Here is a 24,456-nt window from a genome sequence, read left to right as displayed (position 1 = left end):
CTAACCCAACCAGCCGTTCCCACCTTGTTTTTACCTACAAAAATAGCAACGAAGGTAGTTGGGAGGAACATTAACTACGCTTTAGGAGTCTGCCTGGCTTGGAAATTTCAGCGCTACTGACTCTGCCATGTCTGCCAGTCAATTCCGCAACGAGCGGACTGGCCGTTCGGTCACGAATTGACTATTTCCAACCAAGAGCCGTATGTTGATTTATTTTAAACGAATTTAACGGCTGCCGTGGCCCATTGGTCAAAGACACTGAAATCTCCTGGTAGAATTCAATTTTCAGATAAGGCTCCTGTTTGAGACCAAAGAGCGTTCATAAAGCTACACCCTAATTGGCTGGTGCGGGCATTGTACCCGACGCTTCCACCACCAGTCATCCCTTACAAGTTGGTACTGGAACAGCCTTCCTTTGGTTTCGTCGTAAAAACGTATCCGTATTCTGCTGTTTTGTATAAGGTGCGCTGGTGGTCAACAGGGTAATTTTGCCTCATCAAAAAAAGAAGAGGCAATGACTAAGACAATATTTATAACGGGGGCATCCCGCGGATTTGGAAGAATTTGGGCAGAAGCTTTTTTGGAGCGGGGTGACCAGGTCGTGGTGACCTCAAGAAAGGAAAGCGGACTAAGCGAGTTGGTCGAGAAGTATGGCAGCGCGGTGCTGCCGCTGGAACTGGATATAACCAACCGGGCAGCCTGCTTTTCGGCACTGGAAAAGGCAAAATCTCATTTTGGTCGGGTGGATGTGGTGATCAATAATGCTGCAATGGGTGTCGTTGGCATGGTGGAAGAACTCGGCGAGCAGGAGTCGAGGGATATCATTGAAGCGAACCTGTTTGGTTCACTATGGATTACCCAGGCTGCTCTACCGATACTAAGAGCACAGGGCAGCGGCCATATTGTGCAACTATCCAGTGCGCTGGGCGTCTATACATTTCCTTCCGTGGGTATCTATAGCGCCAGTAAATTTGCGGTCGAAGGCTTCAGTGAAGCCCTTTACCTGGAAACCAAAGACATGGGTATTCATGTAACCATCGTCGAGCCAAATGGATTTGCTACCGACTTCACGGCATCAACGATTCAGAGTAAGCCCATTACAGCTTACGATCAGGTACGGACAGCGCTTTATTTAAATCCGGCCATGACCGAAAGCGATACCTACGGCGATCCGAAAGCCACGGCGGCAGCTATCCTAAAGCTGGTCGATGCAACAATTCCTCCGCTGCGCTTGTTCCTGGGCAAAAAAGCCCTCCCGCTGGCCAAAGCGGTTTATCAGCAGCGGCTGGCTAGCTGGGAAGAGTGGAATACGGTTTCTGTAGAAGCCCATGGCCTCTAGGAACATCAACTAATTGTTCGTTTATAACCGATCAGCCTAGGCCTGTGCCCAGGCTGATCCTACCGTTTCATCCAATGCATTTCAAAAGCCTGAGTGATGTACATCGCTGCAATAATTATCCAGGGCCGGAAAATCCGCTACTGACGTTATTTACCTGTAACCCGTTGCGGAGCGTATTCAGCTATGAAGTGACAACGGATTTCTATATTATCGCCTTTAAACGACTTCGCTCCGGGGAGATCCGCTACGGCAGAACACGCTACGACCACGAGAGCGGATCGATGTATTTTTTGAAACCACAGCAAGCCATCCAACTGAAGGATATCGCCCTGGAAAGTGATGGCTTCGAGATATGGTTTCATGCCGATTACCTAAGCGGCCATCCGCTACATACGGCCATTAAGAAGTACAGCTATTTCAACTACGAACTGAATGAGGCCCTTCATCTATCCCCAAAGGAGCAGCAGATTATCTGGGAGCTTTACCGGAAAATAGAGATCGAATATACGAACAACCAGGACGAGTTCACCCGGGACATTATTCTGGGCCATATTGAATCGATCCTCAACTACTCCCAGCGTTTTTATAAACGGCAGTTCCTAAACCGAACGATCGGCTCCGGAACAACAGCGACTAAGTTCAATACCATTTTATCAGCGTACCTTGACCAAGGATTATTACAGGAAAAAGGATTGCCTACGGTAGCTTTTTTGGCGTCTGAGTTGCACATGTCGGCCCGGTACCTGAGCGATCTGCTAAAGCAGGAAACTGGAAAAACCGCCCTAGAGCTCATTCACATCGCTTTGGTCTCGGAGGCCAAGAATCTGCTCAATGGCGGAGATTATACCGTGGTAGAAACTGCCTATCGGCTTGGTTTTGACAACCCACCGTACTTCTCCCGCTTATTTAAGAAACAAACAGGGGTGAGCCCTAACCACTACAAAAAGCATTATTTGAATTGAAGATAAATCTCCGTGTGGCGCAGTTCATACGCTATGGATTGAGTCGAACAGGTATTAAATTTAATAGGGACATTGTCAAAATACCTTCCCCAACCTTAAACTAAAGAGCTTTCAAAATTGGGGCATCCTAAGAAAACATTAAACACGTTAGGTCTGACCCTGTTTACCGTCTGAAGTTAGTCAGGGTGGTGCCATCATAGCGATACACCCCGTCAACAGCGCCAAAGACCGCCCCCCCAAGCCAGATAGTCCCGTTTCCATCCTCGATGACCGATCAACTAACGCCTAAAGAGCTTCTCTTATGGCTAAAAACGGCCAATGTTTAGGCATTATAGAGGTAGGTATAGCCTCGGGTGCCAAACCATAGTTTTCCTATTCAATGTGTTCAATGTGGTCAACTCAAGAGAAAACAAGTTAATTTGGCTAAGGAATGATCTAGCCTGATATTCACGATTCCACAATTAAACGATGGTCAAACGGATCGATATCGATGGAAACGCTATCAATGACATTGCCTCCTTTTACGAGGAGATCAATCGGGTACTAATGGCCGGCGAAAGCTGGCGGATCGGTCAGAGCCTTGACGCGTTTGATGATTTACTATATGGGGGCTATGGCGCTCTGCAAGGTGTCCAATCGGTTGAACTAGTCTGGCATCATATGGACCATTGCCGGAACGTTTTAGGCAATCAAGCTACCCGAGCTTACTATCGGGATAAGCTCAGGTCTGGCTCGCCCTACAACAAAAAGCTGTTTGCAGAAAAGTTAGAAGCTCTGGAAGCTGGCACCGGAGAAACGTATTTTGATAGTATCATAAGCATCCTGGCCGATCATCCAAGCATTCGGGTGATTAATGCATGAGGGTGGTGGTGCTCGTCACGATTTGAGCTGAGTCAAATCCAAACTTATTCGCTATGTAAGCTCTTGAGAGGATTCATCAACGCGGCTTTGACACTTTGAAAACTTACGGTTACCAAGGCAATGCCTATAGCTAATCCACCCGCTACCACAAATGTCCACCACTTAATGTCCGTTTTATAAGCGTATTCCTCTAACCACCAACTCATAGCGTACCAGGCAAGGGGAGAAGCGAGTAGAATAGACAGACCCACTGGCTTAAGAATATCCCTGGATAAGAGCATAACAACACTGCCAACGCTAGCTCCGAGCACTTTTCGAATACCAATTTCCCTGGTGCGATTTTTAGTCGTGAACATGGCCAGCCCCAAAAGACCTAAACAGGCAATACTAATCGCTACGAATGCGAACCAGCTCAACAGATAGGCTACCCGTTCATCCGATTCGTACTGTTGCTGAAAATGGTCATCTAAGAAAAAGAATTCAAACGCATTGCCAGGAAATGCTTCCTGATAGACTTTTTGAAGCATTGCTATTGATTCCCGTACAGTATGGCTACGTAGCCCAATCGTCAGAAAGGTACTACTCCAGGGAATATGCTGAAAAATAATAGGGCAATTGGCCGTTTTCAGGGATTGCTGATGGAAATCATTGACGACGCCGACAATCGTTTTGGGTAGTACGTTGCCGATTTCCTGATTGAGTGCCTGTTGGGCGGTGGCGAAGCCAAAAGCCTTTAATGCGCTTTTATTGATGATAACCGCTTCGTTATCAAGCACTAACTCTTTATTAAAGTTTCGCCCCGCTAACAACTTGATTTTATAGGTCGGAATAAAATCTTCGTCAACCGCCAACATACGGCACAGTTTATAATCGGCGGCAACCTCATGGAACCGCTGCCATTCGTCCGTCCAGAAAATTTCCTGCCCCGGAACTTCTGAAGAAGCCGTCACCTGCTGGACACCCGTATGCGCCAATATCCGATCCTTAAAAAAGCGAATGTCATTGGTAAAGCTATCCGTTCGTAATACTTTGGGAGCTTTAAGGATGAGCTTCTGGTCGATGTTCATCCCTAAATCCTGCTGCTGCATGAACGTAAGCTGCTGATTAATGACCAGTGTGGCAATAATCAGGCAAATCGAAACGGTAAACTGAAACACCACTAAGACTTTACGGAACGATTCACCACCGGCCCGTTTAGGTAGATACCCTTTTAGAATGGCAATTGGTTTAAACGAAGAAAGAATAAAAGCAGGATAAAATCCAGAAAGCAAGAACCCCAGGCAAACTATAGGTAAGGATACGATCCAAAATAGGGGCTTCTGAAGCATGGAAAAGCCGTTGGTAGCTGGAATCCAGTCAGTAAAAACTAGCAGCGCTAGTAAAAAAAGACCAACGCCAATAAACACAGATAATAGATTGATACCCATTGCTTCAACAAAAAACTGTTGGATCAATTGTCCTTTTTCAGAACCCAGTGCTTTACGGATTCCAACCTCTTTAGCTCGTTCAATACCTCTGGCCGTGGCTAGGTTGATATAATTAAGCCAGCCGATGGCCAGAATCAGTAAAGCAACCAGGATAAGTACACAAACGATACCAATTTTTCCGTTTGCTTCAACTTCTGTAGCCGTTTGGGAATAGAGGTGAATGGTACGAAGGGGTTGTAAAACGAAGGATTGTCTGATCTTATAATTCTTCAGTCGATTACCAATATGCTGTTCGATAACACTGGACAGTCGGCCCTCTACTGCTTTTGGCGAGGTGCCTGGTCTCAGAAGCAAATAGGTATAAAAATTAGCCCAATACCAGCCTCCAGTAGCAAACTGCTGATTCTTGAGCAGATTCTGGATGGAAAAAACAAAATCGAAATGGATATGACTATTCGTCGGAATATCAGCGAAAACTCCCTCGACCACATAATCACCACCCTGCCATTCAGTACTTAACCGAAGCGTTTTACCAATCGGATCTTCCTGACCAAAATATTTTTGCGCCGTCGTTGCTGAAATTACAACGGACTCTGGCCGACGTAAGACCTGATTGGTAGACCCTTTTAGCAACGGGAATGAAAATATATTGAATAAAGAAGAGTCGGCATAGAATGCTTTTTTCTGGTGGTAGCTGACTAGTTCACCCGTTGGTTTGCGGTAGCTGATCATGCCATCAGCCCGGTGTAACCGAACGAAATTCTCGACCTCCTGACAGGTTTGTTTTATGGCCGGAGCTTCGGCGTGGTAGCTGAGTGTGCTACTGTTGGTCAGGCCACCCTGTTTGTAATCATCCAGTCGAATACGATAGATGTTATCTCCCTTGGCATGGAATTCATCATAACTAAACTCGAAGAATACGTATTGAGTGATCAAGAGAAAAACACCTATACTAGCGGCTAATCCAAAAACCATGATAAACGAAATCGCCTTATCCTTCAGCAGATTACGCCAGGCAACTGTGATGTAATTTCGTAACATAGCCAATGTGAATTAATGATTAGATACTAAGTTTGAGTCCTATCCTAATACTACAGGCTAAACATACAACTAATTTATTAGTTTTTTAACTAATAAATTAGTTGTTTTAACAAAATCACCATTGTTAGCACACAGTTAAATGATCTCAACATACCCACCTTCATTAGACGAGGTGATCAGAGCTGCAAAGTAGCTTTGCAGCTGAGAGAGCACTAATCGCTCCTGGTAGTACTGCACAGGCGGCCCTGTGAAAGTTTTTATACCCGGAGTGGTGCCGGGTGGCCGGTGCCATAATAGACCGGCAGTATGATGACTTCGCTCGAACAAAGCTCGGGCTAACGGGTGGGTAATACTCGTCCATCGGCTAAAGCTCGTTGGGCCAGGTACTGCTCAAAGGGTTTGAGGAAATCAGCAACCAGCACAAAGATTTCAATCAGTTTTTATTCGCAGATTTGCAGTGATATAGGCGTTTGTAGGGTAGATATGTTGATTCAACACTACAAATCTACAGCTACGGCACCTATGCCTGTTTTAAGCCAGGACTACTCCCGAGTTCACGTTACTTATAGTAAAATGAAATTCAGCCCCACCAATGACGATCTTATCTCGTAATTCACTCTCGTTTCTACGTACGAAAAAAGCCTCCTGAGTGCAAGAGGCTTTTTATATACAAGGAACAGTCTAGATGCTAACTTGATTGCTTTTTCATCATTTTGGCATTCTTTTTCATGCTTTTAGCCGAGTCCGCCATCATGTCGTTACCTGACTTTTTAGCGTCATGCTTCATCGCTTTGGCATCATGCTTCATTTTCTTCTGATCCTTTTTCATGTCATCCTGTGCGAAAGCAGCACTTGACATCAGCAGCACCGCAACGGCAGCAATCATTAGTTTTTTCATTAGTCTATCTGGTTTTAGTGGTTTAACTGTGCTTTTAGAACCACTCCATTTCCAGAATGTTATTAAAGTTTTATTAAAACACACCTTCCAGTTGCTCCTTAATTGGTGGTTAATTGTTGGTTTTGGGAATTCTTTTTTTGCCCTTTACTGAGGTAGCCCCCGTCCGGACACTACTGGACGCATCTAGTTTAGTTGGTCCATTTGTCGGGTTTTGCGACGCCTGAGCCTGGTCATTTGTCAGGCCAGTTCCGGCTCCGGTAGAAGCACCATTAGTTCCATCATGTGTGTTAGCCGCCGATGGATTTGAGCGTGCAGCATCAGTTGGTGAAACAGTACCAGAAGCTGACTTTGCCCGCGAAGAGCGTTTGGGCTGCTTTTCTTGTGCTACGGCAGTTCCGCCAAGTAACAAAACCAAAGCAAGGGTTGCGAGTGAGTGTGTCATGCGTATAGTTCGTTTTTTAACGTGAGTAATACACATACTAACCCACTCACTCGCAATGAGTTTTTTTGAAATGAAGAATTTATGTAAGCGGACGCTCTAGACAGCCACTTTAAATTCAGAGGTGAGGTGAAACTGAATGTCAGGATTGTTCTGCTGGTTCATACGGAGCATCCAGTCTGATTCGGCCAGAAATACAGGGTTCTGGTCTTTGTCGTAGGCAATCTGGTTTCCTTTCAACCGAATGAACTCAGCGAGTTTCACTGGATTTTCGGCCGTTATCCAACAAGCCTTAGTATAGTTCAGCGGCACCCAACGGCATTTGGCACCATATTCATTTTCAAGCCGGTACTGAATTACCTCAAACTGAAGCTCGCCCACCGTACCAACGATTTTCCGGTTACCCAGCTCGAGTGTAAATAATTGCGCCACCCCCTCATCGGTCAACTGTTGAATACCCTTGTCAAGCTGTTTCGATTTCATTGGATCGAGGTTGACAAGCTCCTTGAAGATTTCGGGCGAAAAACTCGGAATGCCCTGGAACTGCAAGTCCTCTCCTTCCGTTAGCGTATCCCCAATTTTGAACGTACCGGTATCATATAAGCCAACCACATCACCCGGAAAACCTTCTTCAACAACGCTCTTACTATCGGCCATAAAGCTGAATGGGCTAGCAAAACGTACGTTCTTATCCAGACGGGTATGGTGATAAAACTTATTCCGTTCGAACACCCCTGAGCAAATCCGCAGGAAGGCAATCCGGTCGCGGTGGCGGGGATCAAGGTTAGCGTGAATTTTAAAGACAAAGCCGCTAAAACTTTTCTCATCAGGAAATACTTCCCGCTTATCAGTTGGGCGGGCAATGGGTTCTGGCGAGATGTTGCAGAATCCTTCAAGCAACTCCTTTACACCGAAATTATTCACCGCCGAGCCGAAAAATACGGGAGCTAATTTCCCATCTAAATAGGCTTGCCGATCAAACGAATCGTATACGCCATCAATCAGCTCAACATCTTCGCGAAGTTGAGCGGCATCACGAGCGCCTACTTTTTGATCGAGCAGATCATCGGCCAGGTCAATGGCCAGTACATCTTCTTCGACTCTGGTTTTATTAACCTTAAAGAAATATAACTTTTTCTCGATGAGACTATATACTCCCTTAAAGTCTGAACCCATGTTAACAGGCCAGGTCATTGGTCGTACCCGGATGTTCAATTTCTCTTCCAGCTCATCGAGCAGGTCGAATGGATTACGCCCTTCGCGGTCAAGTTTATTGATGAAAATAATAACCGGCGAATCGCGCATGCGGCACACTTCCATCAATCGCTCAGTCTGTTCCTCTACCCCCTTCACACAGTCGATAACCAGAATTACGCTATCAACGGCTGTAAGCGTCCGATAGGTATCTTCCGCAAAATCCTTGTGACCGGGTGTATCGAGGATATTAATCTTCAGATTGTCGTACTCGAATGTCATAACCGAGGTAGCTACGGAAATTCCCCGTTGCTTCTCGATTTCCATAAAGTCGGACGTTGCCGATTTCTTAATCTTATTCGATTTAACAGCCCCGGCCGTTTGAATGGCTCCACCAAACAGGAGGAGTTTTTCAGTCAGCGTTGTTTTCCCGGCATCCGGGTGACTTATGATGGCGAACGTTCGCCGACGAGCGGTTTCAGCCTGTATATTGGTTTGCATTATTCTTAGAATCAGACAACAAAGTTACACAAAAGGGAGGAAGGAGTAAAGGGACGAGGGGGAGAAAGGCGAATACCTTTTCTCTCCCTCGTCCCTTTACTCCTTCCTCCTTATAAAAATGCCCACAACAGCAGCGCCCAGCCTGCAATCATACCCAGGCCACCCAATGGCGTAATCGCGCCAAGCCAGGTAACACCGGTGAAACATAAAATATATAGTGAGCCAGAGAAAACAATCACGCCACCTAACATCGAATAACCCGACCAGTTAAGCAATTTTACAGTTGTGGCATTACTCCCAACGGTGTGCATTAATAAGCCCACCAGCAACAGAGCCAGCGCATGATAAAACTGGTACTTAACGGCCGTTTCAAATGTGGTAGTCCGCCCTGATGCTTCGAGCATGGCCCGTAATGCATGTGCCCCAAACGCGCCTATGGCAACGCCCAATAATCCCAGAACTGCCCCTGCCTGAATAAAGAATTTCATATCTAATTTTTGTCATGCTGACGAAGGAAGCATCTTCGGTAGCTGGTATATATATGGCCTCACCCGAAGATGCTTCCTTCGTCAGCATGACAAAAATTAAGATCGGCTTCCAAAAATAGCGCTCCCTACCCGAACCATCGTGCTGCCTTCTTCAAGGGCAATGTGATAATCACCACTCATTCCCATAGACAGTTCCTGAAACTGAATCTGAGGATGCCGAAGTTGAGCTAGTTTATCAAAGAGTTGTTTCAACCCCCGAAACTCCTGCCGAACCTGCGCTTCATCATCCGTATTGGTAGCCAGCCCCATTAAACCAATAAGGCGTATATTATGCATATCGTTCAATTCTGGTGCATTGAGCAATAGTTCAGCCTCTGTTGGCGAAAGCCCAAACTTGGTTTCTTCATCGGCAATATAAATCTGCAATAGACAGTCAATGACTCGATTGTGCTTGGCAGCCTGTTTGTTGATCTCCTGCAACAACTTCAAACTATCCACCGAATGGATCAAGGCTACAAAAGGGGCAATGTATTTGACCTTGTTGCTCTGCAAATGCCCAATTAAATGCCACTGCACATCATCGGGCAGTTGTGGCTGTTTATCAGCCATTTCCTGCACTTTATTCTCGCCAAATCGCCGACACCCTGCGTTATAAGCCTCACGTAGAAGCTCAACGGGTTTTGTTTTGGTTACGGCAATTAATTTTGCCTTTCCATTTAATGAACGCTCAATCTGGCGAATCGTTTCAGCAATCATCCTTTCCAATATAGTGGTCTTAAGCAACCGTTTAGTATTATTGTGCAAAGATAGGTTTGAGAACTAAGCGGAAACCCGTAGTTTTTGGCCAAAAATCATGGGAAACATCACGAACGCACAATATTCTATTTGCTACGTTGTTTTGGTAACGACTCAATGATTAACCCATTATCGTAATTTATGACACCAATGGAACCTCGACCTCAATCCAATAACAACAGTCGCAGCTACTTATTGGCTGCCTTATTAATACTGGCAGCGCTTAATGTACTCCTTCTATATTTCTATTATCAGGAACGGCAGGACAATAAAACAAAAGACGCAACAATAGCAGCCAAAACGGAGGAGGTACTGATTGCCAAAACAAAGCTCGACTCTATTTCGGCACAGCTTGATGCCAAAATCGCCGAAATTCAACAGTTAGGAGGCAATATCGACTCACTGATGAAAGTGAAAGCTCAGTTGGAAGTTGACAAGCGAGAATTGAAGAATGTCGGCTCGTTCGATAGTAAGAAATATGACCAGAAGATTCGGAATTATCAGGTACTGTTGGCCCAGAAAGATCAGGAAATTGCCCGCCTAAAAGAAGAAAATGGGGTTCTGGCGCAACAAAATGAATCTCTCAATCAGGAAAACAGTGGTCTAAAGGCTGAGCGGCAAACACTCAGCGATTCAGTAGTGGCGGTTTCCACCAAAAATAAGGAACTCGAGGAGAAAGTCACCATAGCCGCTGCGCTTCGAGCTGAAGCCGTAACGGTCAACTCGGTCAACGCCAAAGGCAAAGAAAGCGATGGTGGCGTTTACAAAGCAAAAAAACTGGATAAGATCCATGTATCTGTCTTGCTCGCCCCTAATGGCCTGGCTAAGCAGGATGAAAAAGTACTGTACATGCGGATTCTGGACCCCAATGGAGCGGTTGTGTCTGATATGGCTACCGGATCAGGCGAGTTTACCTATAATGGCCAGGGCATGATTTACACCGCCATGCAGCGCTTTAACTTCGATAATACCCGTCAGCGGGTCGATTACTTTTATGGACGGGGTGGCCAACGATTCAATGAAGGCAAGTATGCCATTGAAATCTACTGCGAAGGTTTCCGGATTGGAGAAGGCGAGTTTACGATAAAGTAAGAAAAGAAGGATAAAAGGAGGAAAGGGAGGAAGGACGAGAGGGTAAAGACAAGGGGTTGAAAGTTTTTTACCCTTTTCTCCTTCGTCCCTTTTCTCCTTTCTCCTTTTTTCGTACCTTTGCGCCCTAATTTCAAACCAATTCAAAAAAAATGTTTCTCAATAACTACGAAACGGTGTTCATTTTAACTCCCGTTTTATCTGATATTCAGATGAAGGACACCGTTGACAAGTTCCGTAAAGTGCTAACCGATAACGGTGCGGAGCTTGTTCACGAAGACAACATGGGCCTACGTAAACTGGCTTATCCGATTCAGCACAAGAACACGGGTTACTACCAACTCTTCGAGTTTAAGGCCCCCGGCACGATCATCGAGAAGCTCAACACTGAGTATCTCCGTGACGAGCGGATCATCCGTCACCTGACGGTTTCGCTTGATAAGCACGCTGTTGCCTACAACGACCGTAAGCGCAATGGCTTAGTGGGTAAGAAAAAACAAACCGAAAACGCCGGGGAGGCCAAGTAATCATGAGCTTACAAAACGAATCTGTCTCGAAAACCGAGAACCGTAAGAAATACGACCGCTTCAAGAAAGCCGGTATCAAATACATCGACTATAAGGACGGCAACTTCCTGTTGAAACTGCTGAACGAACAGGGTAAAATTCTGCCCCGTCGGCTAACCGGAACGACCCTTAAAAACCAGCGCAAAGTGGCCCAGGCCGTCAAACGCGCTCGTCATTTAGCCATCCTGCCTTACGTAGGCGATTCACTGAAATAAGTTAATCAGTCATTAAGTCAATAAGTCAATAAGTGGCTGACCCATCAATCACTTACTGGCTTACTAACTTATCGACTTACCGACTCTCACAAATGAATATCATTTTAAAAACAGATATTGCCGGCCTGGGCTATAAGAACGACACCGTTGCGGTGAAGCCCGGTTACGGTCGCAATTACCTGATTCCTCAGGGATTTGCAGTAATGGCTACCGATTCTAACAAGAAGATCGTTGCCGAAAACATTCGTCAGGCAGCTCACAAAGCTGAAAAACTGAAAAACGATGCGCAGGCTATTGCAGATGGTATCGGCGATATGACGCTCACGATTCCAGCAAAAGCAGGTGATAGCGGTAAAATCTTTGGCCGTGTGACCAACACACAGGTTGCTGATGCGCTCCGTGCAAAAGGATTCGACATCGACCGGAAGAAAATTACGGTAGAAGATGTAAAGGTTCTTGGCACCTACGAAGCGTCAATTGACCTGCATAAAGATGTGAAGCATAAAGTGAAATTTGAAGTCGTTTCGGCTGAATAAGCTACCCGATTTCAGACCAAATCGACCAGCTTCGTTGCTAAACGAAGCTGGTCGATTTTTTTTGTTAAAGTTGACCTTATCAACACTATATAAAAGCCTCCTTTTTCGAACGTATAGGGAGTCCATTTGCCCCTACTAATCAATCAGTTAACTGCCTTATTTTTTCTTAAAAAACGGACCTAAAAAGCCCGTTTTTTTGTTAGTAAACTATGCAGTTTCATACAGAATTTTCGCCCGAAGCACTCCCCTACCGCATAGGTTTAAACAGCCAGATTGTGACGATTGGCTCTTGTTTTGCCGAGGTTATGGGGCAGCGATTAATCGACAATAAACTAACGGTGCTGAACAACCCGTTCGGTACCCTATTCAACCCAATTTCTATTGCGAAACTGCTAACGATGGCGCTGCGCGGTAACACACCCGACGAGGATCTTTACTGTGAACGGGACGGGATTTGGTTTCACTACGATTTTCATTCATCGCTCTGGGCCACCACCCAGAACGAACTTCGGGATAAATTAGCTGCTTGCTTAGGCCAAACTGCTGACGCTATACGAAAGGCGGATTACCTGTTCCTTACCCTTGGTTCGGCAATGGTATACCGACATATCCAAACCGGTAAGGTTGTCGCGAACTGCCACAAAATGCCAGGGTCCCTATTTGAGAAATATCTATACCAGATCGATCACATCCGTGATGATCTGACGCGGTTATTGAAAACCCTGCATAAGGTTAATGCGAAGTTAAAAGTGGTGCTCACCGTAAGTCCTGTTCGGCACACACGCGATACGTTACCGCTCAACAGTGCCAGTAAGTCTATCCTCCGTGTAGTAACCCATGAATTGGCCGTCTGGAATGACTGGATTACCTATTTCCCGGCTTTTGAGTTCATGATGGATGACCTGCGCGACTATCGCTTTTACGAAGCCGACCTGATTCACCCGAACAAGCAGGCACATGACTATATTTTCGGGAAGTTTGCCGAAAGTGCATTTGATCCTGAGCTTCGCAGTTTCGTAACGAAATGGGCGCAAATCAGTAGATCGCTGGCACATCGCCCACTTTATACTGATAATAGCCTGGCTCATCGGCAATTTTTGGTCAAGTTAGTAGCCGAATTAGAAACACTATCACCTTGTATCGACGTTTCGACGGAACTGGCGGAGGTACATCGTCGTTTAGAAAAATGCATGATGTACAATGAATAATGGATAATTGGGGCCACCCATTCCGAACAATGTAGCGTGGTTTAAGTAACAGCCATCCTACAGGAGCCATTTTACATTTTACATTATTCATTATTCATTTTCCATCTCCCGAATGTCTGATTACCGATTATCTAAAGAAGCCGTTCTGCGGGCGCTGAGTACCGTTGAAGAACCCGATTTAAAGCGTGACCTGGTCACGCTTAATATGGTGAAAGATATCACGCTGGGTATTGACTCCGTTCGCTTTACTGTCGTGCTTACAACACCCGCCTGTCCCTTGAAAGAGGTCATTCGCAAACGTTGCGAAGATGCTATTCATACGCAGATTGGCGCCAGTATTCAGGTTACCGTTGATATGACCTCGGACGTGACCTCCACACGAGCCAATGCCCCTACCCTGCCAGGTGTGAAAAATATTATTGCTGTTTCGTCGGGTAAAGGTGGTGTTGGTAAATCTACCGTTACCGCCAATCTGGCCATTGCACTCCATAAATCGGGAGCCAAAGTGGGTATTATCGATGCTGACATTTACGGCCCATCCATGCCTACTATGTTTGGCGCAGAGAATATCCAACCGCGTATCTTCCAGGTAGATGGACAAACCCGAATGGAGCCGGTTCAGCAATTTGGGATTAAAATGCTGTCGATGGGCTTGTTAGTAGCACCTGGTCAGGCGATTATCTGGCGTGGCACAATGGCCGGTCGAGCGTTGCAGCAGTTTTTTTCGGATGCAGATTGGGGCGAATTAGATTACCTACTTATTGACTTACCTCCAGGAACGGGTGATATTCACCTTACTTTGGTGCAGACGGTTCCCGTAACAGGAGCCATCATTGTAACTACACCTCAGAAAGTGGCCCTGGCCGATGCAACAAAGGGTTTATCAATGTTCCGTCAGCCACAGATTAATGTGCCTGTTCTGGGTGTTATCGAAAATATGTCCTACTTTACCCCTGCCGAACTTCCTGACCATAAGTATTATATTTTTGGCAAAGGCGGTGGGCAGCTTCTGGCCGATCAGTTTGATGTGCCAATGCTGGGTCAAATACCCCTCATCCAGAGCATTCGTGAAGCGGGCGACGACGGCAGGCCAGCCATAAGCATAGGCGAACCCATTGCGAGCGAAGCCTTCAAATCAGTAGCTGAAGCACTGGCACAACAGGTTGCTATTCGCAATGCAACCATTGACCGTACTGAGCGCGTACAGGTTGCATAAACAACGTAGAAAGTATAAATTTACCGTAAATCAATTATTCAATGGAAACGGTAGTTACCAACGACCAACTAATTACAAAAATCGAACGGGCACTCGACAGTATGCGACCCTACTTGGCTGCCGATGGTGGTAATGTTAAGGTACTGGAAGTGACTGAGGATAAAACTGTACGGCTCGAATTGATGGGGTCTTGTGGCTCATGTCCTATGTCGGCCATGACGTTTAAAGGAGGCCTGGAAGAAGCCATCCTGAAAGCGGTGCCCGAGATTAATAAAGTAGAAGCGATCAATATTACGCCTGCGTTTTAAACGAATCGGGTATGTTACCTGATGTTATATCAATAAGTCTAAAGGTTATGGGGGAACACCCGTGTTTAAGGGAACACGGGTGCCGGTTCAATCCTTATTTGATCATTTGGAACTTGGCATTTCAGTGGATGACTTTTAGGTGATTCTCCAACTGTATCCAAAGAACAGATTGTTGCCACGCTAAAAATAGCCGAGCCCCTTGCCATCAGGAGCAACCATTGTAAAGGTTAAGTAAACCTTGCCTGTACTTCTCAAACATTAGAACGCCGATTCAGGCGTTTTTTTGTTTCTTTGCAGTCGTAATATCCCTCAATTCAGTGAAAATAGGCATTTTCTTTGGTGGTCCGGCGCGGGAGCGCGAGGTGTCGTTTGCGGGTGGCCGCACGGCGTTAGCAAATTTGGATAAAGGCTTGTTTGAGCCGGTGCTGGTATTTGTCGATGGGCGTGGGCGATTTAGGCTCGTTACTCCCGACTTTCTACAGTCGCCTTCACTGCGCGAAGCCTTGCCCCAGGATGAGTCCGGTTTCTCGGTCTATGATGAGTCACTCGCTGCGGATGTCCTAAATGCAACTTTACCCGAATTACGGCCTGAACAGTTCCGCGATCATTTCGATCTGGCGTTCCTGTCCATGCACGGCCCTGATTGCGAAGACGGTGCCATTCAGGGGTTGTTAGAATGGTATAAAATGCCCTACACGGGGCCTGGTCTTGTCGGATCGGCGGTGGGTATCAATAAAATTCTGCAAAACGAACTGATTGCGCTGGCGAACGGTCAACAGAAAAAAACGGCTACCATCAGCCGCGATGCTTACGAACAGAGTGACAAAGCCCAGTTTTTCAAATCACTCACAGAGCACCTTGGTTTACCGATCGTTATAAAAGCTCCGCATCAGGGCTCCTCTATTGGCGTTGCCATCGTGCGCGAAGCGGACCTTACGCAATTTTGTCGGGCGGTTGAGCAGTGCTTCTTCACAATGAGCATTCAGCCTGACGGCTGGAGTAAGCTAAGTGAATGGGCTGATTTATCACCATCAGACAAGCACGAACTAGCGCAGAAAATGGTCAGCCTGGATTCAGGAATTAGTTTTCCTGTCGTGATTGAACAAACGGGTGAAGTCATTAAGCATCCAAAAGACTTTGTTACCAAACTGGACGCGTTAACAAAACAAGGTGCTGCCCCTATTACGCTGGCATCGCTGAACGCTGAAGATGAAGTACTATTTGAGGAATTTATTAGTGGCCAGGAATTTTCGTGTGGGGTTATTCAGGACGACGACCAGATTGCAATTGCGCTGCCTCCAACCGAAATTTATAACGTAACGAGTTTTGATTTCGAATCGAAGTATAAACTCAATACAACCAAAAAGCGAATTCCAGTCGGCACAACCCTGGAGAACAATCGTAAAATACAATTAGCCGTTGCAGATGTATTCTCTCGGCTTGGCATCAATGTATATGCTCGTATTGACGGCTTCCTGACACCAGCGGGAGATGTTTTACTCCACGACCCAAATACAATTCCGGGCATGTCACCTTCTTCACTGATTTTCAAGCAGATGGCTGAAATTGGTTTAAATCTGGCTAATTCACTTACGTATCTTATTCGCCAGTCACTGCGGGAGCGCATTCGCACGGGCAAGGATACCTTTCATCTTAAACACCTGCTGGCAGAATTAGATGGCCAATTAGCCAACCGCAAAGCGAATCCGTTACCTGAGCGTGTCATCTCGTTCGGAAATAGTGATGAAGAGTTTGTAGCCGCCAAACAGCAGTATAATGAACTGGCTGCTTCAGGTACGATTCGTCCCTCATTGATGTACATAAAAAGTAAACTGGAATCTCACGAAATTCCGGTAAATCTGCTTTTTAAAGACACTATTGATGAATTGGAAACCGCACTCAGCCAGCCACGCCATCCATTGTTGGTTGAAACAGACGAACGCGCCCGGCACATCACGGAGAGATATGTGTAAGTTGTGAAATAGTGGAGTGTGTGGAGTATGTGCAGTGAGTAAACGTAGTAAGATGCTCTACCAACTTTAACTCACTACACATACTCCACTCACTCCACTATTTCACTAATCACAAAAGCACCGGTTGACCAGTTCGCACAGACTCATCGCAGGCGAAGGCAATTTGCAGGCTATTAACGGCGTCCTGCATGTGGTCTGTCAGGTCAAGGTTTTCCAGAATAGCTTTCTGGAAATAGCGTTGCTCCCGGTTACACAGTTCCTGATGATCAGGTTCATCCTGCATATCGATCCATGTATCCGATTCAACAAACTGATCGTTTGCATCCAGAGCGGCTTTATGCACCCGTAATGATTCCGTTTTTGTGTGCGAATCCACGTTATCCGATTTTCCGGTCCCTCCTGCGTTTTTCGCAACAATGGATACGCATCCATCCGGTCCAATTACGTCTTTCACAAAGAAGGCCGTTTCGCTCATCATCGGCCCCCAACCGGCTTCGTACCAACCCACCGACCCGTCTTCAAACCGGATCTGTAGCTGACCGTAATTATAATTTCCAGCGGGAATATCGTTGGTGAGCCGCGCACCAATTGCGTTGACTTGTAAAGGTTTGGAGCGAGTCATCTGGCACATGACATCAATGTAATGGACGCCACAATCAACAATCGGGCTTAGACTTTTCATCAGATTGCGGTGAACGGTCCACATTGTACCGTGACTCTGCTGATTGAGATTCATCCGCATCACCAGCGGTTTACCTAAGCTCTGGGCCACTTCAACAAACTTTTCCCAGGAGGGGTGGTGCCGTAAAATATACCCTACCGCTAATTTTTTTCCAGCTTTCTGGGCCGCAGCCATAACTCGCTTTGCACCCTCAACGGTATCAGCAATAGGTTTTTCCATAAACACATGGCACCCTTGTTCAAAAGCCATAATGGCAAATGCTTCGTGCGTGTCGGGGTAGGTTGAAATACAAACAGCATCGGGTTGTGTTGCCTTTAATGCTGTTGCATAATCATCGTACAGGGTGTATCCACCACCCAAACGTTCATTTAAAACGACTTTACTGTTACCAGTAGAGACGATGCCACAAATGTCGAATCCACCGATGGTCTTATAAGCGATGGCATGAGAAGCGCCCATATTGCCGCATCCGACAACGAGTACCCGAATGGGTTGAGTAGGTATTGACATACTTGTTTTTAGAATCTTACGACTAATTTTCACAAATCAGGCGGAGCAAAAATACTCCGCCTGAGTCAAAGGTTTATCACTTATCAGCGAATTCAGGTTAGCGGTTGGTTATTGGTGCGGCACAATCATACTGTCCGTAGTCTGTTTCCGCTCAATGGCTAGAGTTTTTCACCAAACCTCTAGCCAACAAAATAACGAAACTGGTTTGTGAGAATCTGTCTTGGTGCCGGTTTAGGACAGTAAATAATCACTGTCAGTAAAGAAGATTCTTACGGATATTTACTAACGATGTTATTTTCTGATCCTGATGTAGTTCAGTCGTCATAGGAAATCGCAATAATTTCCATTGTATTCTCACCTTGAGGTGTCTTGAGTACAATCCGTTCACCTACATGTTTACCTAACAGTAGTCGTGCTACTGGAGCAGTAAACGCAATTCGACCATTCGTTGCATCGGCTTCATCAACACCTACAATGGTCAGCTTTCGTTCTATCTGGGTGTTTTTTACCTGATAAGTACGAAAGGTAACAGTGGCCCCAAACCGAATTACTGAGTCCTGCGCTTGATCATGTTTAGCTACAACTTTGGCCGTAGCAATGCGCTGGTTGATTGCCCCAAGACGACCATTCAGTAACGCTAATTCTCGGGTACGTTCTGTTTCATCCCGTTCACTGGTTTGCACCTGTGCGTGTTCTCGTTCCAGATCATCCCGTTCAGCTAGTAGTAGTGCAATACCACGTGGTGTAACATAATTGGTTGACCCTACTGGTAAGGGTGCGCGCGCGGGAATAACGACTGGATCGTCTGCAGATTCGTTTTTAAGAAAAGCCCTGCTCATATCATTGACCTTTTTATGTCAACTACAACAGTCCAGGTTTACCGTTGTTCAGAATTCGGTCAAAGCGAATTCAACACTAGTAAACACCGTGGATAACTATAGTTCCTAAACCAGACTCACCTTCCCATTCAGAATTGAGTTTTGACCAAAACGCATCATTATCCTTTCTTTAATTAGCCTATGATTCCAGCACCTTATACTGAGTACGCATCTGATTCAAGCCGCACGAATAACTTATGTCCGCAAGTGAACGAAGATTGTCCAGTTACGGACATTGCCAAAATAGGCACACGAACACAATTCACTGAATATCAATACTATAATTAGTTGGCACGTCCTTTGGACTACCTTGTACGAACAGTAAACAACCACTTTTTAAAACACTAAACACAATACAGCCATGATTACACTAATGAGCAAAGTAGCAGCTACCCTTCTAATGAGTGCCTCTACGTTAACCAATCCTACTACGCCTAAGGCCCTGTCTTTTGATGCCAGTGCATTTGTAACATCTACCAATCAAATTCGGGTAGCGGTAAAGAAAAATGCAGAATCCACTGTTGTACTTACACTTAGCAACAAAAGTCATGAAGTTCTATTCAGGAAGAATATCAGCAAAAAAGAGTTAACCTATGCGGTTAAACTAGATGTCAATGATTTGGCTGATGGGACGTATGAAATTGAATTAAGTTCACGCGAAGGTAGCATTATTAAAGAGGTAACGTTACAGACCGCGCCAATCAAGAAAAGCGAACGTATTGTTGCTATGCAGTAAACCATCTTTTCCAGTCATAACAAAGCCCAGGTTTTTAAATCTGGGCTTTGTTATGACTGGAAAAGTAACTGACTTACGCTACCTGCACATTCACTTCATAATAGTCAATTGTAGGTAGCCCCGCGAAATAATCTCCCATTTTTTTAAGGATACCTTGCAGAAAACCACTCGTTTCAGCGGCCTGTCGATGTGCTTCTGATTCCCAGATTGTTACCATCAATCCTTGATTGGTAGATGGGTTAGTCAGCATACGGCTATTTTTAAAACCCTCAAGTTCTTTTAGCGCTGGTCCTACTGACGTTCTGAAATAGTCAACGGCTTCGGATATACTGTCAGGCTTTAATGGAAATTGAATGACACGTGCATACATATGGGTTAGTGGTTAAACATTAACAATAAGCATATTGAACTTAAAGCTCTGTCATTTAAACGCTGAAATCCAAAGGTAATCCGGGACAACACTATACGCTACTCTGGCACAAAATGGACGAAAACTACGAGACGCCTTTGAATTCTTCCTGCTCTATAAATGGCTGGCTCCGTAACCGTTTGCCTGTAGCTTTGTAAATAGCATTCGCAACAGCTGCACCCGCTGGTGGTAAAGACGGCTCGCCTAAACCGGTAGGTTCTAGTTCATTCTGAACAAAATGCACCTCTATTTCGGGTATTTCATTCAGTCGAATAAGTCGATATTCGTTGAAATTCTTCTGCTGCGGGACCCCATCTTTGAATGTCATGCTGCCGTACATGGCGTGGCCAATACCATCAACAATGCACCCACGAACTTGCTGCTGAGAGCCGCTTTGATTGATAACAACACCACAATCAGCCGCAGAATAGACTTTCTGTACTACAGGTTTACCTTTCTGCATAACGACTTCACCTACCTGTGCAACATAAGATCGGTGTGAGAAGTAAACACTAAAGCCCTGCGCTAGCAGTTTCCCGTCAGCGCCTTTCTTTTTACCCCATCCCGATTTTTCGGCAGCTAATTCGATAACGCCTTTCATCCGATCGATATCGTATTTAATAGCACCAACCGGTTTCTGTTTAGCTTTGTCCAGTAGCTCCAGCCGGAATTGTACAGGGTCTTTACCAGCCGCCTGCGCCACTTCATCAATAAACGCCTGTTCGGCAAACGCGAGGAAGTTAGTAATGGGCGCACGCCAGGGACCCGTTGTGATGGGTGACTTGTGGTCAACACTGTCTATTAATAGATTGTCAACTGCTCCTGAGGGGAAGTTATCCTCCCGCGTTGCGTTGCCAGCGTTGATACTTGCACCGCGCAGTTTGTAGCCAATCATATTCCCTTGCGCATCCAGGGCGGCTTCGAAGCGATAACGAACAGCCGGACGATAGCTACCACCAGTCATATCATCCTCGCGAGACCAGACCAACTTAACCGGAGCATTGACCAATTTTGATACCTGCACAGCTTCGATCACATAGTCGGCCTTGAGCCGTCGACCAAATCCTCCTCCCATACGAGTAAGCTGAACAGAAACTTTGTCAGGAGAAATACCGAGTAGTTTAGCCGTCTCATTTCGCGCCAATTCAGGAGTTTGCGTAGGTCCAACCAATTCGACACCGTCAGGTCTTACATGCGCAAAGAAGTTCATGGGCTCCAGCGGATTATGCGGCAGGAACGGGCATTGATATTCGGCTTTAACAACTTTTGCTGCATTCTTAAAAGCCGTGTCAACATCGCCATCTTTCCGTCGAACAGTTGCATTTGAACCGTCGAGCATCTCTTTGAATAGCTTGTTATGGTCGGCCGTACTTTCCAGCGCATCGGCTTTCTCCCAGTCAATTTTCAGCGCATCCTTCGCCTTTTTTACCTGCCAGGTCGATTTCCCAACAACAGCCACGTTATTATCGAATGTTACCACATCGACAATACCTGGCATAGCTTTGGCTGCTGACGCATTCAGAGACTTCAACTTATAGCCAAAAGCAGGGCGTTGTATCATGGCAAACAACATACCATCCCGGTAAAAATCGAGTCCAAACAACGGCTTGCCCGTGATGATTTTCGGGTTATCAACGTTCTTTACTGTCGTGCCAATCAGCTTAAAATCTTTAATCTCTTTAAGCTTAACATCAGCAGGAACAGGCAGTTGAGCAGCTTCTGTAGCCAGTTCGCCGTAACCTAACTGACGATTACTAGTCTTGTGCCAAACAATTCCTTTGGCAGTTGTGCATTCAGAAACGGGTACGCTCCAGCGTTTGGCAGCCGCTTCGAGCAACATCTGACGAGCGGTCGCTCCAGCAACACGAAGACGTTTCCATGAATGCGGGATGGACCCACTTCCTCCGGCAACCTGCCGTTCAAATTTCTTCGTATCGAGGGGAGCTTGCTCCACAACTACCTTTGTCCAGTCTGCGTCTAATTCTTCAGCTACTATAATTGGAAAGGCCGTTTTAATACCTTGTCCAACCTCAGGATTTGGCGACAGAATGGTTATTATTCCTTGTGGACTTATGGATAGATAACTATTAAAGTCTGCACCCGCAGGGGCGATTGCTGCTATAGTATCGGGTGATGTTAATGCTTCAGCATCAGTCCAGCTAAAATTTAATACTAGTCCACCTCCGGTAAGAGCAGCTATTTTCAGAAAATTCCTTCGGTTCGTATTGGCTAACGTCTGCATGGCTATTTAATTTTTGACGTTTTAGAAGGAGTAGACGTAGTTGTCGTCGTTTCAGAAGCTACTTTTACGGCCTCACGAATCCGGTGATACGTTCCGCACCGGCAGAGGTTAGCCGTCATGGTATCGTCGATTTCAGATTGAGAAGGCTTTGGGTTTCGCTTGAGTAATGCAGCAGCCGTCATAATCTGACCAGCCTGGCAATAACCGCATTGAGGCACGTCTATTTTGTCCCAGGCAAGTTGAACAGGGTGGGTTCCATTCGCGGATAAACCCTCAATTGTTGTTACCTTAGATTTTCCAACTGCCGATACAGGCAAAACGCAGGAACGAGTGGCTTCACCATTCAGATGCACGGTGCAGGCACCACACTGTGCAATGCCACAGCCATATTTGGTACCAACTAATCCGAGATTATCACGCAGAACCCACAAAAGGGGTGTGTCTGATTCTACATCGGCCTGATAAGCCCGACCGTTAATTTGCAGTTTGAAGATAGCCATTTGGTTTATTAAGTTGACTAAGAGTAGCTAAGATAAAGAAAAGGGGTAATTAGTCATGTCTACTCATTTAAAAGTGAGCAAACGCAAAAAGGCCTGTCCGTTTGGACAGGCCTTTTACTTATTTCATTCAGGTGGCACCTTCCTACTCTCCCGCTTGTGACAGCAGTACCATCGGCAGTACGGGGCTTAACGGCTCTGTTCGAGATGGAAGAGGTGAACACCCGCCTTACCAGCACCAACCTGATTGACCCTTCTGATCGGTTACGATCAATAGCTTTATATGTCTTTTTCCCCACAGAGAGAGACTCTGATTTGCATTCAACTTCTGATTAAGACTGGATATCCTTTAAAGCATTCTTTCGTAAGCAAAATCACAAACACGCGTCCGGGGCCATTAGTACGGCTCGGCTTAACACCTCTCGATGCCTACACCTACCGCCTATCAACGTCGTCGTCTACAACACCCCTTTATACCGGAACATTCATCTTCAGGCCAGTTTCGCACTTAGATGCTTTCAGCGCTTATCTGTTCCCCACGTAGCTACTCGGCCGTGCCTGCGGCCAAACAACCGATTCGCCAGCGGTGAGTCCATCCCGGTCCTCTCGTACTAAGGACAGAGCCCGTCAATATTCCAACGCCCACCACAGATAGGGACCGAACTGTCTCACGACGTTCTGAACCCAGCTCGCGTGCCACTTTAATCGGCGAACAGCCGAACCCTTGGAACCTTCTCCAGCCCCAGGATGTGACGAGCCGACATCGAGGTGCCAAACCTCCCCGTCGATGTGAGCTCTTGGGGGAGATCAGCCTGTTATCCCCGGCGTACCTTTTATCCTTTGAGCGATGGCCCTTCCATGCGGAACCACCGGATCACTATACCCTGCTTTCGCACCAGATCGGCTTGTAGGCCTCACTGTCAAGCCCGCTTCTGCTATTGCACTCCCCTGCCGATTACCGTCCGGCATGAGCGGACCTTGGGAAACCTCCGTTACCCTTTCGGAGGTGACCACCCCAGTCAAACTACCCACCAAACACGGTCCTGTCTCCAGTTAGAACGCCAGTAAGCCAAGGGCGGTATTTCAAGGTTGATTCCAGCATGCCTGGCGACACCCCTTCGCAATCTCCCGCCTATCCTACACATGACTGACCGGCATTCAATGTTAAGCTGTAGTAAAGGTGCACGGGGTCTTTCCGTCCCGTGGCGGGTAAGCGGCATCTTCACCGCTACTACAATTTCACCGAACTCATGGTTGAGACAGTGCCCAGATCGTTACACCATTCGTGCAGGTCGGAACTTACCCGACAAGGAATTTCGCTACCTTAGGACCGTTATAGTTACGGCCGCCGTTTACTGGGGCTTCAGTTCAAACCTTCGAGTTACCCCTAAGCTCCCCCTTAACCTTCCAGCACCGGGCAGGTGTCAGACCCTATGCGTCAACTTT

At 46.2% G+C, this 24,456-nt stretch carries 24 protein-coding genes and 2 rRNA genes (1 of these 26 cut by a window edge); 13 read left to right on the top strand and 13 right to left on the bottom strand.

Annotated features, from left to right (window positions below):
- Positions 1-514: 514 nt before the first annotated feature.
- From EXU85_RS15405 to EXU85_RS15395, 3 genes are all read left to right on the top strand, one after another.
- On the top strand, positions 515-1,339 hold the full coding sequence (locus EXU85_RS15405) for an SDR family NAD(P)-dependent oxidoreductase (protein ID WP_142772942.1): 825 nt from the start codon (positions 515-517) through the stop codon (positions 1,337-1,339).
- A 74-nt stretch (positions 1,340-1,413) separates the two neighbouring features.
- Complete coding sequence (locus EXU85_RS15400; RefSeq protein ID WP_142772941.1) at positions 1,414-2,301, top strand: AraC family transcriptional regulator; 888 nt, start codon at positions 1,414-1,416, stop codon at positions 2,299-2,301.
- A gap of 468 nt (positions 2,302-2,769) precedes the next feature.
- The gene (locus EXU85_RS15395) at positions 2,770-3,162 is read left to right on the top strand and encodes a barstar family protein (protein WP_142772940.1); all 393 of its coding nucleotides are present in this window, start codon (positions 2,770-2,772) and stop codon (positions 3,160-3,162) included.
- Between the two features lie 44 nt (positions 3,163-3,206).
- Here the strand turns inward: EXU85_RS15395 and EXU85_RS15390 are convergent, their stop codons facing one another.
- The 6 genes from EXU85_RS15390 to EXU85_RS15365 form a co-directional block, all read right to left on the bottom strand.
- Positions 3,207-5,630, bottom strand: coding sequence for an ABC transporter permease (locus tag EXU85_RS15390; RefSeq protein ID WP_142772939.1), 2,424 nt, complete (start codon positions 5,628-5,630; stop codon positions 3,207-3,209).
- Positions 5,631-6,318: 688 nt separating this feature from the next.
- Positions 6,319-6,528: a hypothetical protein gene (locus EXU85_RS15385; RefSeq protein WP_210422469.1), complete on the bottom strand. Its 210-nt coding sequence runs from the start codon at positions 6,526-6,528 to the stop codon at positions 6,319-6,321.
- 109 nt (positions 6,529-6,637) lie between these two features.
- Entirely contained in the window at positions 6,638-6,970 is a 333-nt protein-coding gene (locus EXU85_RS15380) for a hypothetical protein (RefSeq protein WP_142772938.1), read from the bottom strand.
- A gap of 96 nt (positions 6,971-7,066) precedes the next feature.
- Complete coding sequence (locus EXU85_RS15375; RefSeq protein ID WP_142772937.1) at positions 7,067-8,662, bottom strand: peptide chain release factor 3; 1,596 nt, start codon at positions 8,660-8,662, stop codon at positions 7,067-7,069.
- A 110-nt stretch (positions 8,663-8,772) separates the two neighbouring features.
- On the bottom strand, positions 8,773-9,150 hold the full coding sequence (locus EXU85_RS15370) for a DUF423 domain-containing protein (protein WP_142772936.1): 378 nt from the start codon (positions 9,148-9,150) through the stop codon (positions 8,773-8,775).
- 96 nt (positions 9,151-9,246) lie between these two features.
- A complete protein-coding gene (locus tag EXU85_RS15365) occupies positions 9,247-9,906 on the bottom strand; it encodes a YggS family pyridoxal phosphate-dependent enzyme (protein WP_142772935.1) in 660 nt (219 codons plus the stop codon).
- Between the two features lie 189 nt (positions 9,907-10,095).
- On the opposite strand from EXU85_RS15365, the gene EXU85_RS15360 reads away from it, so the two are divergent.
- The 9 genes from EXU85_RS15360 (at position 10,096) to EXU85_RS15320 (ending at position 17,056) form a co-directional block, all read left to right on the top strand.
- Positions 10,096-11,037: a hypothetical protein gene (locus EXU85_RS15360; RefSeq protein WP_142772934.1), complete on the top strand. Its 942-nt coding sequence runs from the start codon at positions 10,096-10,098 to the stop codon at positions 11,035-11,037.
- Positions 11,038-11,186: 149 nt separating this feature from the next.
- The gene (gene rpsF / locus EXU85_RS15355; RefSeq protein WP_142772933.1) at positions 11,187-11,561 is read left to right on the top strand and encodes a 30S ribosomal protein S6; all 375 of its coding nucleotides are present in this window, start codon (positions 11,187-11,189) and stop codon (positions 11,559-11,561) included.
- 2 nt (positions 11,562-11,563) lie between these two features.
- Positions 11,564-11,815 (top strand): 30S ribosomal protein S18, encoded by a 252-nt coding sequence (gene rpsR / locus EXU85_RS15350; protein ID WP_018620831.1) that lies wholly within the window; start codon positions 11,564-11,566, stop codon positions 11,813-11,815.
- 92 nt (positions 11,816-11,907) lie between these two features.
- Positions 11,908-12,351, top strand: a complete 444-nt coding sequence (rplI, locus tag EXU85_RS15345) for a 50S ribosomal protein L9 (RefSeq protein ID WP_142772932.1) — start codon at positions 11,908-11,910, stop codon at positions 12,349-12,351.
- 209 nt (positions 12,352-12,560) lie between these two features.
- Positions 12,561-13,559: a GSCFA domain-containing protein gene (locus EXU85_RS15340; RefSeq protein WP_142772931.1), complete on the top strand. Its 999-nt coding sequence runs from the start codon at positions 12,561-12,563 to the stop codon at positions 13,557-13,559.
- Between the two features lie 112 nt (positions 13,560-13,671).
- Positions 13,672-14,775 carry an Mrp/NBP35 family ATP-binding protein gene (locus EXU85_RS15335; protein WP_142772930.1) on the top strand — a complete coding sequence of 368 codons (1,104 nt, stop codon included), beginning with the start codon at positions 13,672-13,674 and terminating at the stop codon, positions 14,773-14,775.
- 41 nt (positions 14,776-14,816) lie between these two features.
- Positions 14,817-15,083, top strand: coding sequence for a NifU family protein (locus EXU85_RS15330; RefSeq protein ID WP_142772929.1), 267 nt, complete (start codon positions 14,817-14,819; stop codon positions 15,081-15,083).
- A 61-nt stretch (positions 15,084-15,144) separates the two neighbouring features.
- Positions 15,145-15,222, top strand: coding sequence for a DUF433 domain-containing protein (locus EXU85_RS36155; protein ID WP_371732044.1), 78 nt, complete (start codon positions 15,145-15,147; stop codon positions 15,220-15,222).
- 178 nt (positions 15,223-15,400) lie between these two features.
- Positions 15,401-17,056, top strand: coding sequence for a D-alanine--D-alanine ligase (locus EXU85_RS15320; RefSeq protein WP_142772928.1), 1,656 nt, complete (start codon positions 15,401-15,403; stop codon positions 17,054-17,056).
- 109 nt (positions 17,057-17,165) lie between these two features.
- On the opposite strand, the gene EXU85_RS15315 is transcribed toward EXU85_RS15320, so the two are convergent.
- Together EXU85_RS15315 and EXU85_RS15310 are read right to left on the bottom strand one after the other, a co-directional pair.
- Positions 17,166-18,248: a Gfo/Idh/MocA family protein gene (locus EXU85_RS15315; RefSeq protein ID WP_142772927.1), complete on the bottom strand. Its 1,083-nt coding sequence runs from the start codon at positions 18,246-18,248 to the stop codon at positions 17,166-17,168.
- A gap of 314 nt (positions 18,249-18,562) precedes the next feature.
- On the bottom strand, positions 18,563-19,087 hold the full coding sequence (locus EXU85_RS15310; protein WP_142772926.1) for a GreA/GreB family elongation factor: 525 nt from the start codon (positions 19,085-19,087) through the stop codon (positions 18,563-18,565).
- A 400-nt stretch (positions 19,088-19,487) separates the two neighbouring features.
- On the opposite strand from EXU85_RS15310, the gene EXU85_RS15305 reads away from it, so the two are divergent.
- Entirely contained in the window at positions 19,488-19,862 is a 375-nt protein-coding gene (locus EXU85_RS15305; protein ID WP_246859566.1) for a hypothetical protein, read from the top strand.
- A gap of 73 nt (positions 19,863-19,935) precedes the next feature.
- Here the strand turns inward: EXU85_RS15305 and EXU85_RS15300 are convergent, their stop codons facing one another.
- The 5 genes from EXU85_RS15300 to EXU85_RS15280 form a co-directional block, all read right to left on the bottom strand.
- On the bottom strand, positions 19,936-20,232 hold the full coding sequence (locus tag EXU85_RS15300) for an antibiotic biosynthesis monooxygenase (RefSeq protein WP_142772925.1): 297 nt from the start codon (positions 20,230-20,232) through the stop codon (positions 19,936-19,938).
- A gap of 124 nt (positions 20,233-20,356) precedes the next feature.
- Positions 20,357-22,513 carry a xanthine dehydrogenase family protein molybdopterin-binding subunit gene (locus EXU85_RS15295; protein ID WP_142772924.1) on the bottom strand — a complete coding sequence of 719 codons (2,157 nt, stop codon included), beginning with the start codon at positions 22,511-22,513 and terminating at the stop codon, positions 20,357-20,359.
- A gap of 2 nt (positions 22,514-22,515) precedes the next feature.
- Positions 22,516-23,013 carry a (2Fe-2S)-binding protein gene (locus EXU85_RS15290; protein ID WP_142772923.1) on the bottom strand — a complete coding sequence of 166 codons (498 nt, stop codon included), beginning with the start codon at positions 23,011-23,013 and terminating at the stop codon, positions 22,516-22,518.
- A gap of 129 nt (positions 23,014-23,142) precedes the next feature.
- A 5S ribosomal RNA gene (gene rrf, locus EXU85_RS15285) occupies positions 23,143-23,253 on the bottom strand.
- 133 nt (positions 23,254-23,386) lie between these two features.
- Positions 23,387-24,456 (bottom strand): 23S ribosomal RNA (locus EXU85_RS15280) (it continues 1,762 nt past the right edge of the window).

This window comes from Spirosoma sp. KCTC 42546 (assembly GCF_006965485.1).
GTDB lineage: Bacteria > Bacteroidota > Bacteroidia > Cytophagales > Spirosomataceae > Spirosoma.
Note: the sequence above shows the minus strand (reverse complement) of the source record. Positions and strands in the feature narration are given on the sequence as shown.

Excerpts from the sequence above, each read along its gene's own strand:
- EXU85_RS15405 (WP_142772942.1), top strand. The coding sequence starts at position 515 with ATGACTAAGACAATATTTATAACGGGGGCATCCCGCGGATTTGGAAGA.
- EXU85_RS15400 (WP_142772941.1), top strand. The coding sequence starts at position 1,414 with ATGCATTTCAAAAGCCTGAGTGATGTACATCGCTGCAATAATTATCCA.
- EXU85_RS15395 (WP_142772940.1), top strand. The coding sequence starts at position 2,770 with ATGGTCAAACGGATCGATATCGATGGAAACGCTATCAATGACATTGCC.
- EXU85_RS15390 (WP_142772939.1), bottom strand. The coding sequence starts at position 5,630 with ATGTTACGAAATTACATCACAGTTGCCTGGCGTAATCTGCTGAAGGAT.
- EXU85_RS15385 (WP_210422469.1), bottom strand. The coding sequence starts at position 6,528 with ATGAAAAAACTAATGATTGCTGCCGTTGCGGTGCTGCTGATGTCAAGT.
- EXU85_RS15380 (WP_142772938.1), bottom strand. The coding sequence starts at position 6,970 with ATGACACACTCACTCGCAACCCTTGCTTTGGTTTTGTTACTTGGCGGA.
- EXU85_RS15375 (WP_142772937.1), bottom strand. The coding sequence starts at position 8,662 with ATGCAAACCAATATACAGGCTGAAACCGCTCGTCGGCGAACGTTCGCC.
- EXU85_RS15370 (WP_142772936.1), bottom strand. The coding sequence starts at position 9,150 with ATGAAATTCTTTATTCAGGCAGGGGCAGTTCTGGGATTATTGGGCGTT.
- EXU85_RS15365 (WP_142772935.1), bottom strand. The coding sequence starts at position 9,906 with ATGATTGCTGAAACGATTCGCCAGATTGAGCGTTCATTAAATGGAAAG.
- EXU85_RS15360 (WP_142772934.1), top strand. The coding sequence starts at position 10,096 with ATGGAACCTCGACCTCAATCCAATAACAACAGTCGCAGCTACTTATTG.
- rpsF (WP_142772933.1), top strand. The coding sequence starts at position 11,187 with ATGTTTCTCAATAACTACGAAACGGTGTTCATTTTAACTCCCGTTTTA.
- rpsR (WP_018620831.1), top strand. The coding sequence starts at position 11,564 with ATGAGCTTACAAAACGAATCTGTCTCGAAAACCGAGAACCGTAAGAAA.
- rplI (WP_142772932.1), top strand. The coding sequence starts at position 11,908 with ATGAATATCATTTTAAAAACAGATATTGCCGGCCTGGGCTATAAGAAC.
- EXU85_RS15340 (WP_142772931.1), top strand. The coding sequence starts at position 12,561 with ATGCAGTTTCATACAGAATTTTCGCCCGAAGCACTCCCCTACCGCATA.
- EXU85_RS15335 (WP_142772930.1), top strand. The coding sequence starts at position 13,672 with ATGTCTGATTACCGATTATCTAAAGAAGCCGTTCTGCGGGCGCTGAGT.
- EXU85_RS15330 (WP_142772929.1), top strand. The coding sequence starts at position 14,817 with ATGGAAACGGTAGTTACCAACGACCAACTAATTACAAAAATCGAACGG.
- EXU85_RS15315 (WP_142772927.1), bottom strand. The coding sequence starts at position 18,248 with ATGTCAATACCTACTCAACCCATTCGGGTACTCGTTGTCGGATGCGGC.
- EXU85_RS15310 (WP_142772926.1), bottom strand. The coding sequence starts at position 19,087 with ATGAGCAGGGCTTTTCTTAAAAACGAATCTGCAGACGATCCAGTCGTT.
- EXU85_RS15305 (WP_246859566.1), top strand. The coding sequence starts at position 19,488 with ATGATTACACTAATGAGCAAAGTAGCAGCTACCCTTCTAATGAGTGCC.
- EXU85_RS15300 (WP_142772925.1), bottom strand. The coding sequence starts at position 20,232 with ATGTATGCACGTGTCATTCAATTTCCATTAAAGCCTGACAGTATATCC.
- EXU85_RS15295 (WP_142772924.1), bottom strand. The coding sequence starts at position 22,513 with ATGCAGACGTTAGCCAATACGAACCGAAGGAATTTTCTGAAAATAGCT.
- EXU85_RS15290 (WP_142772923.1), bottom strand. The coding sequence starts at position 23,013 with ATGGCTATCTTCAAACTGCAAATTAACGGTCGGGCTTATCAGGCCGAT.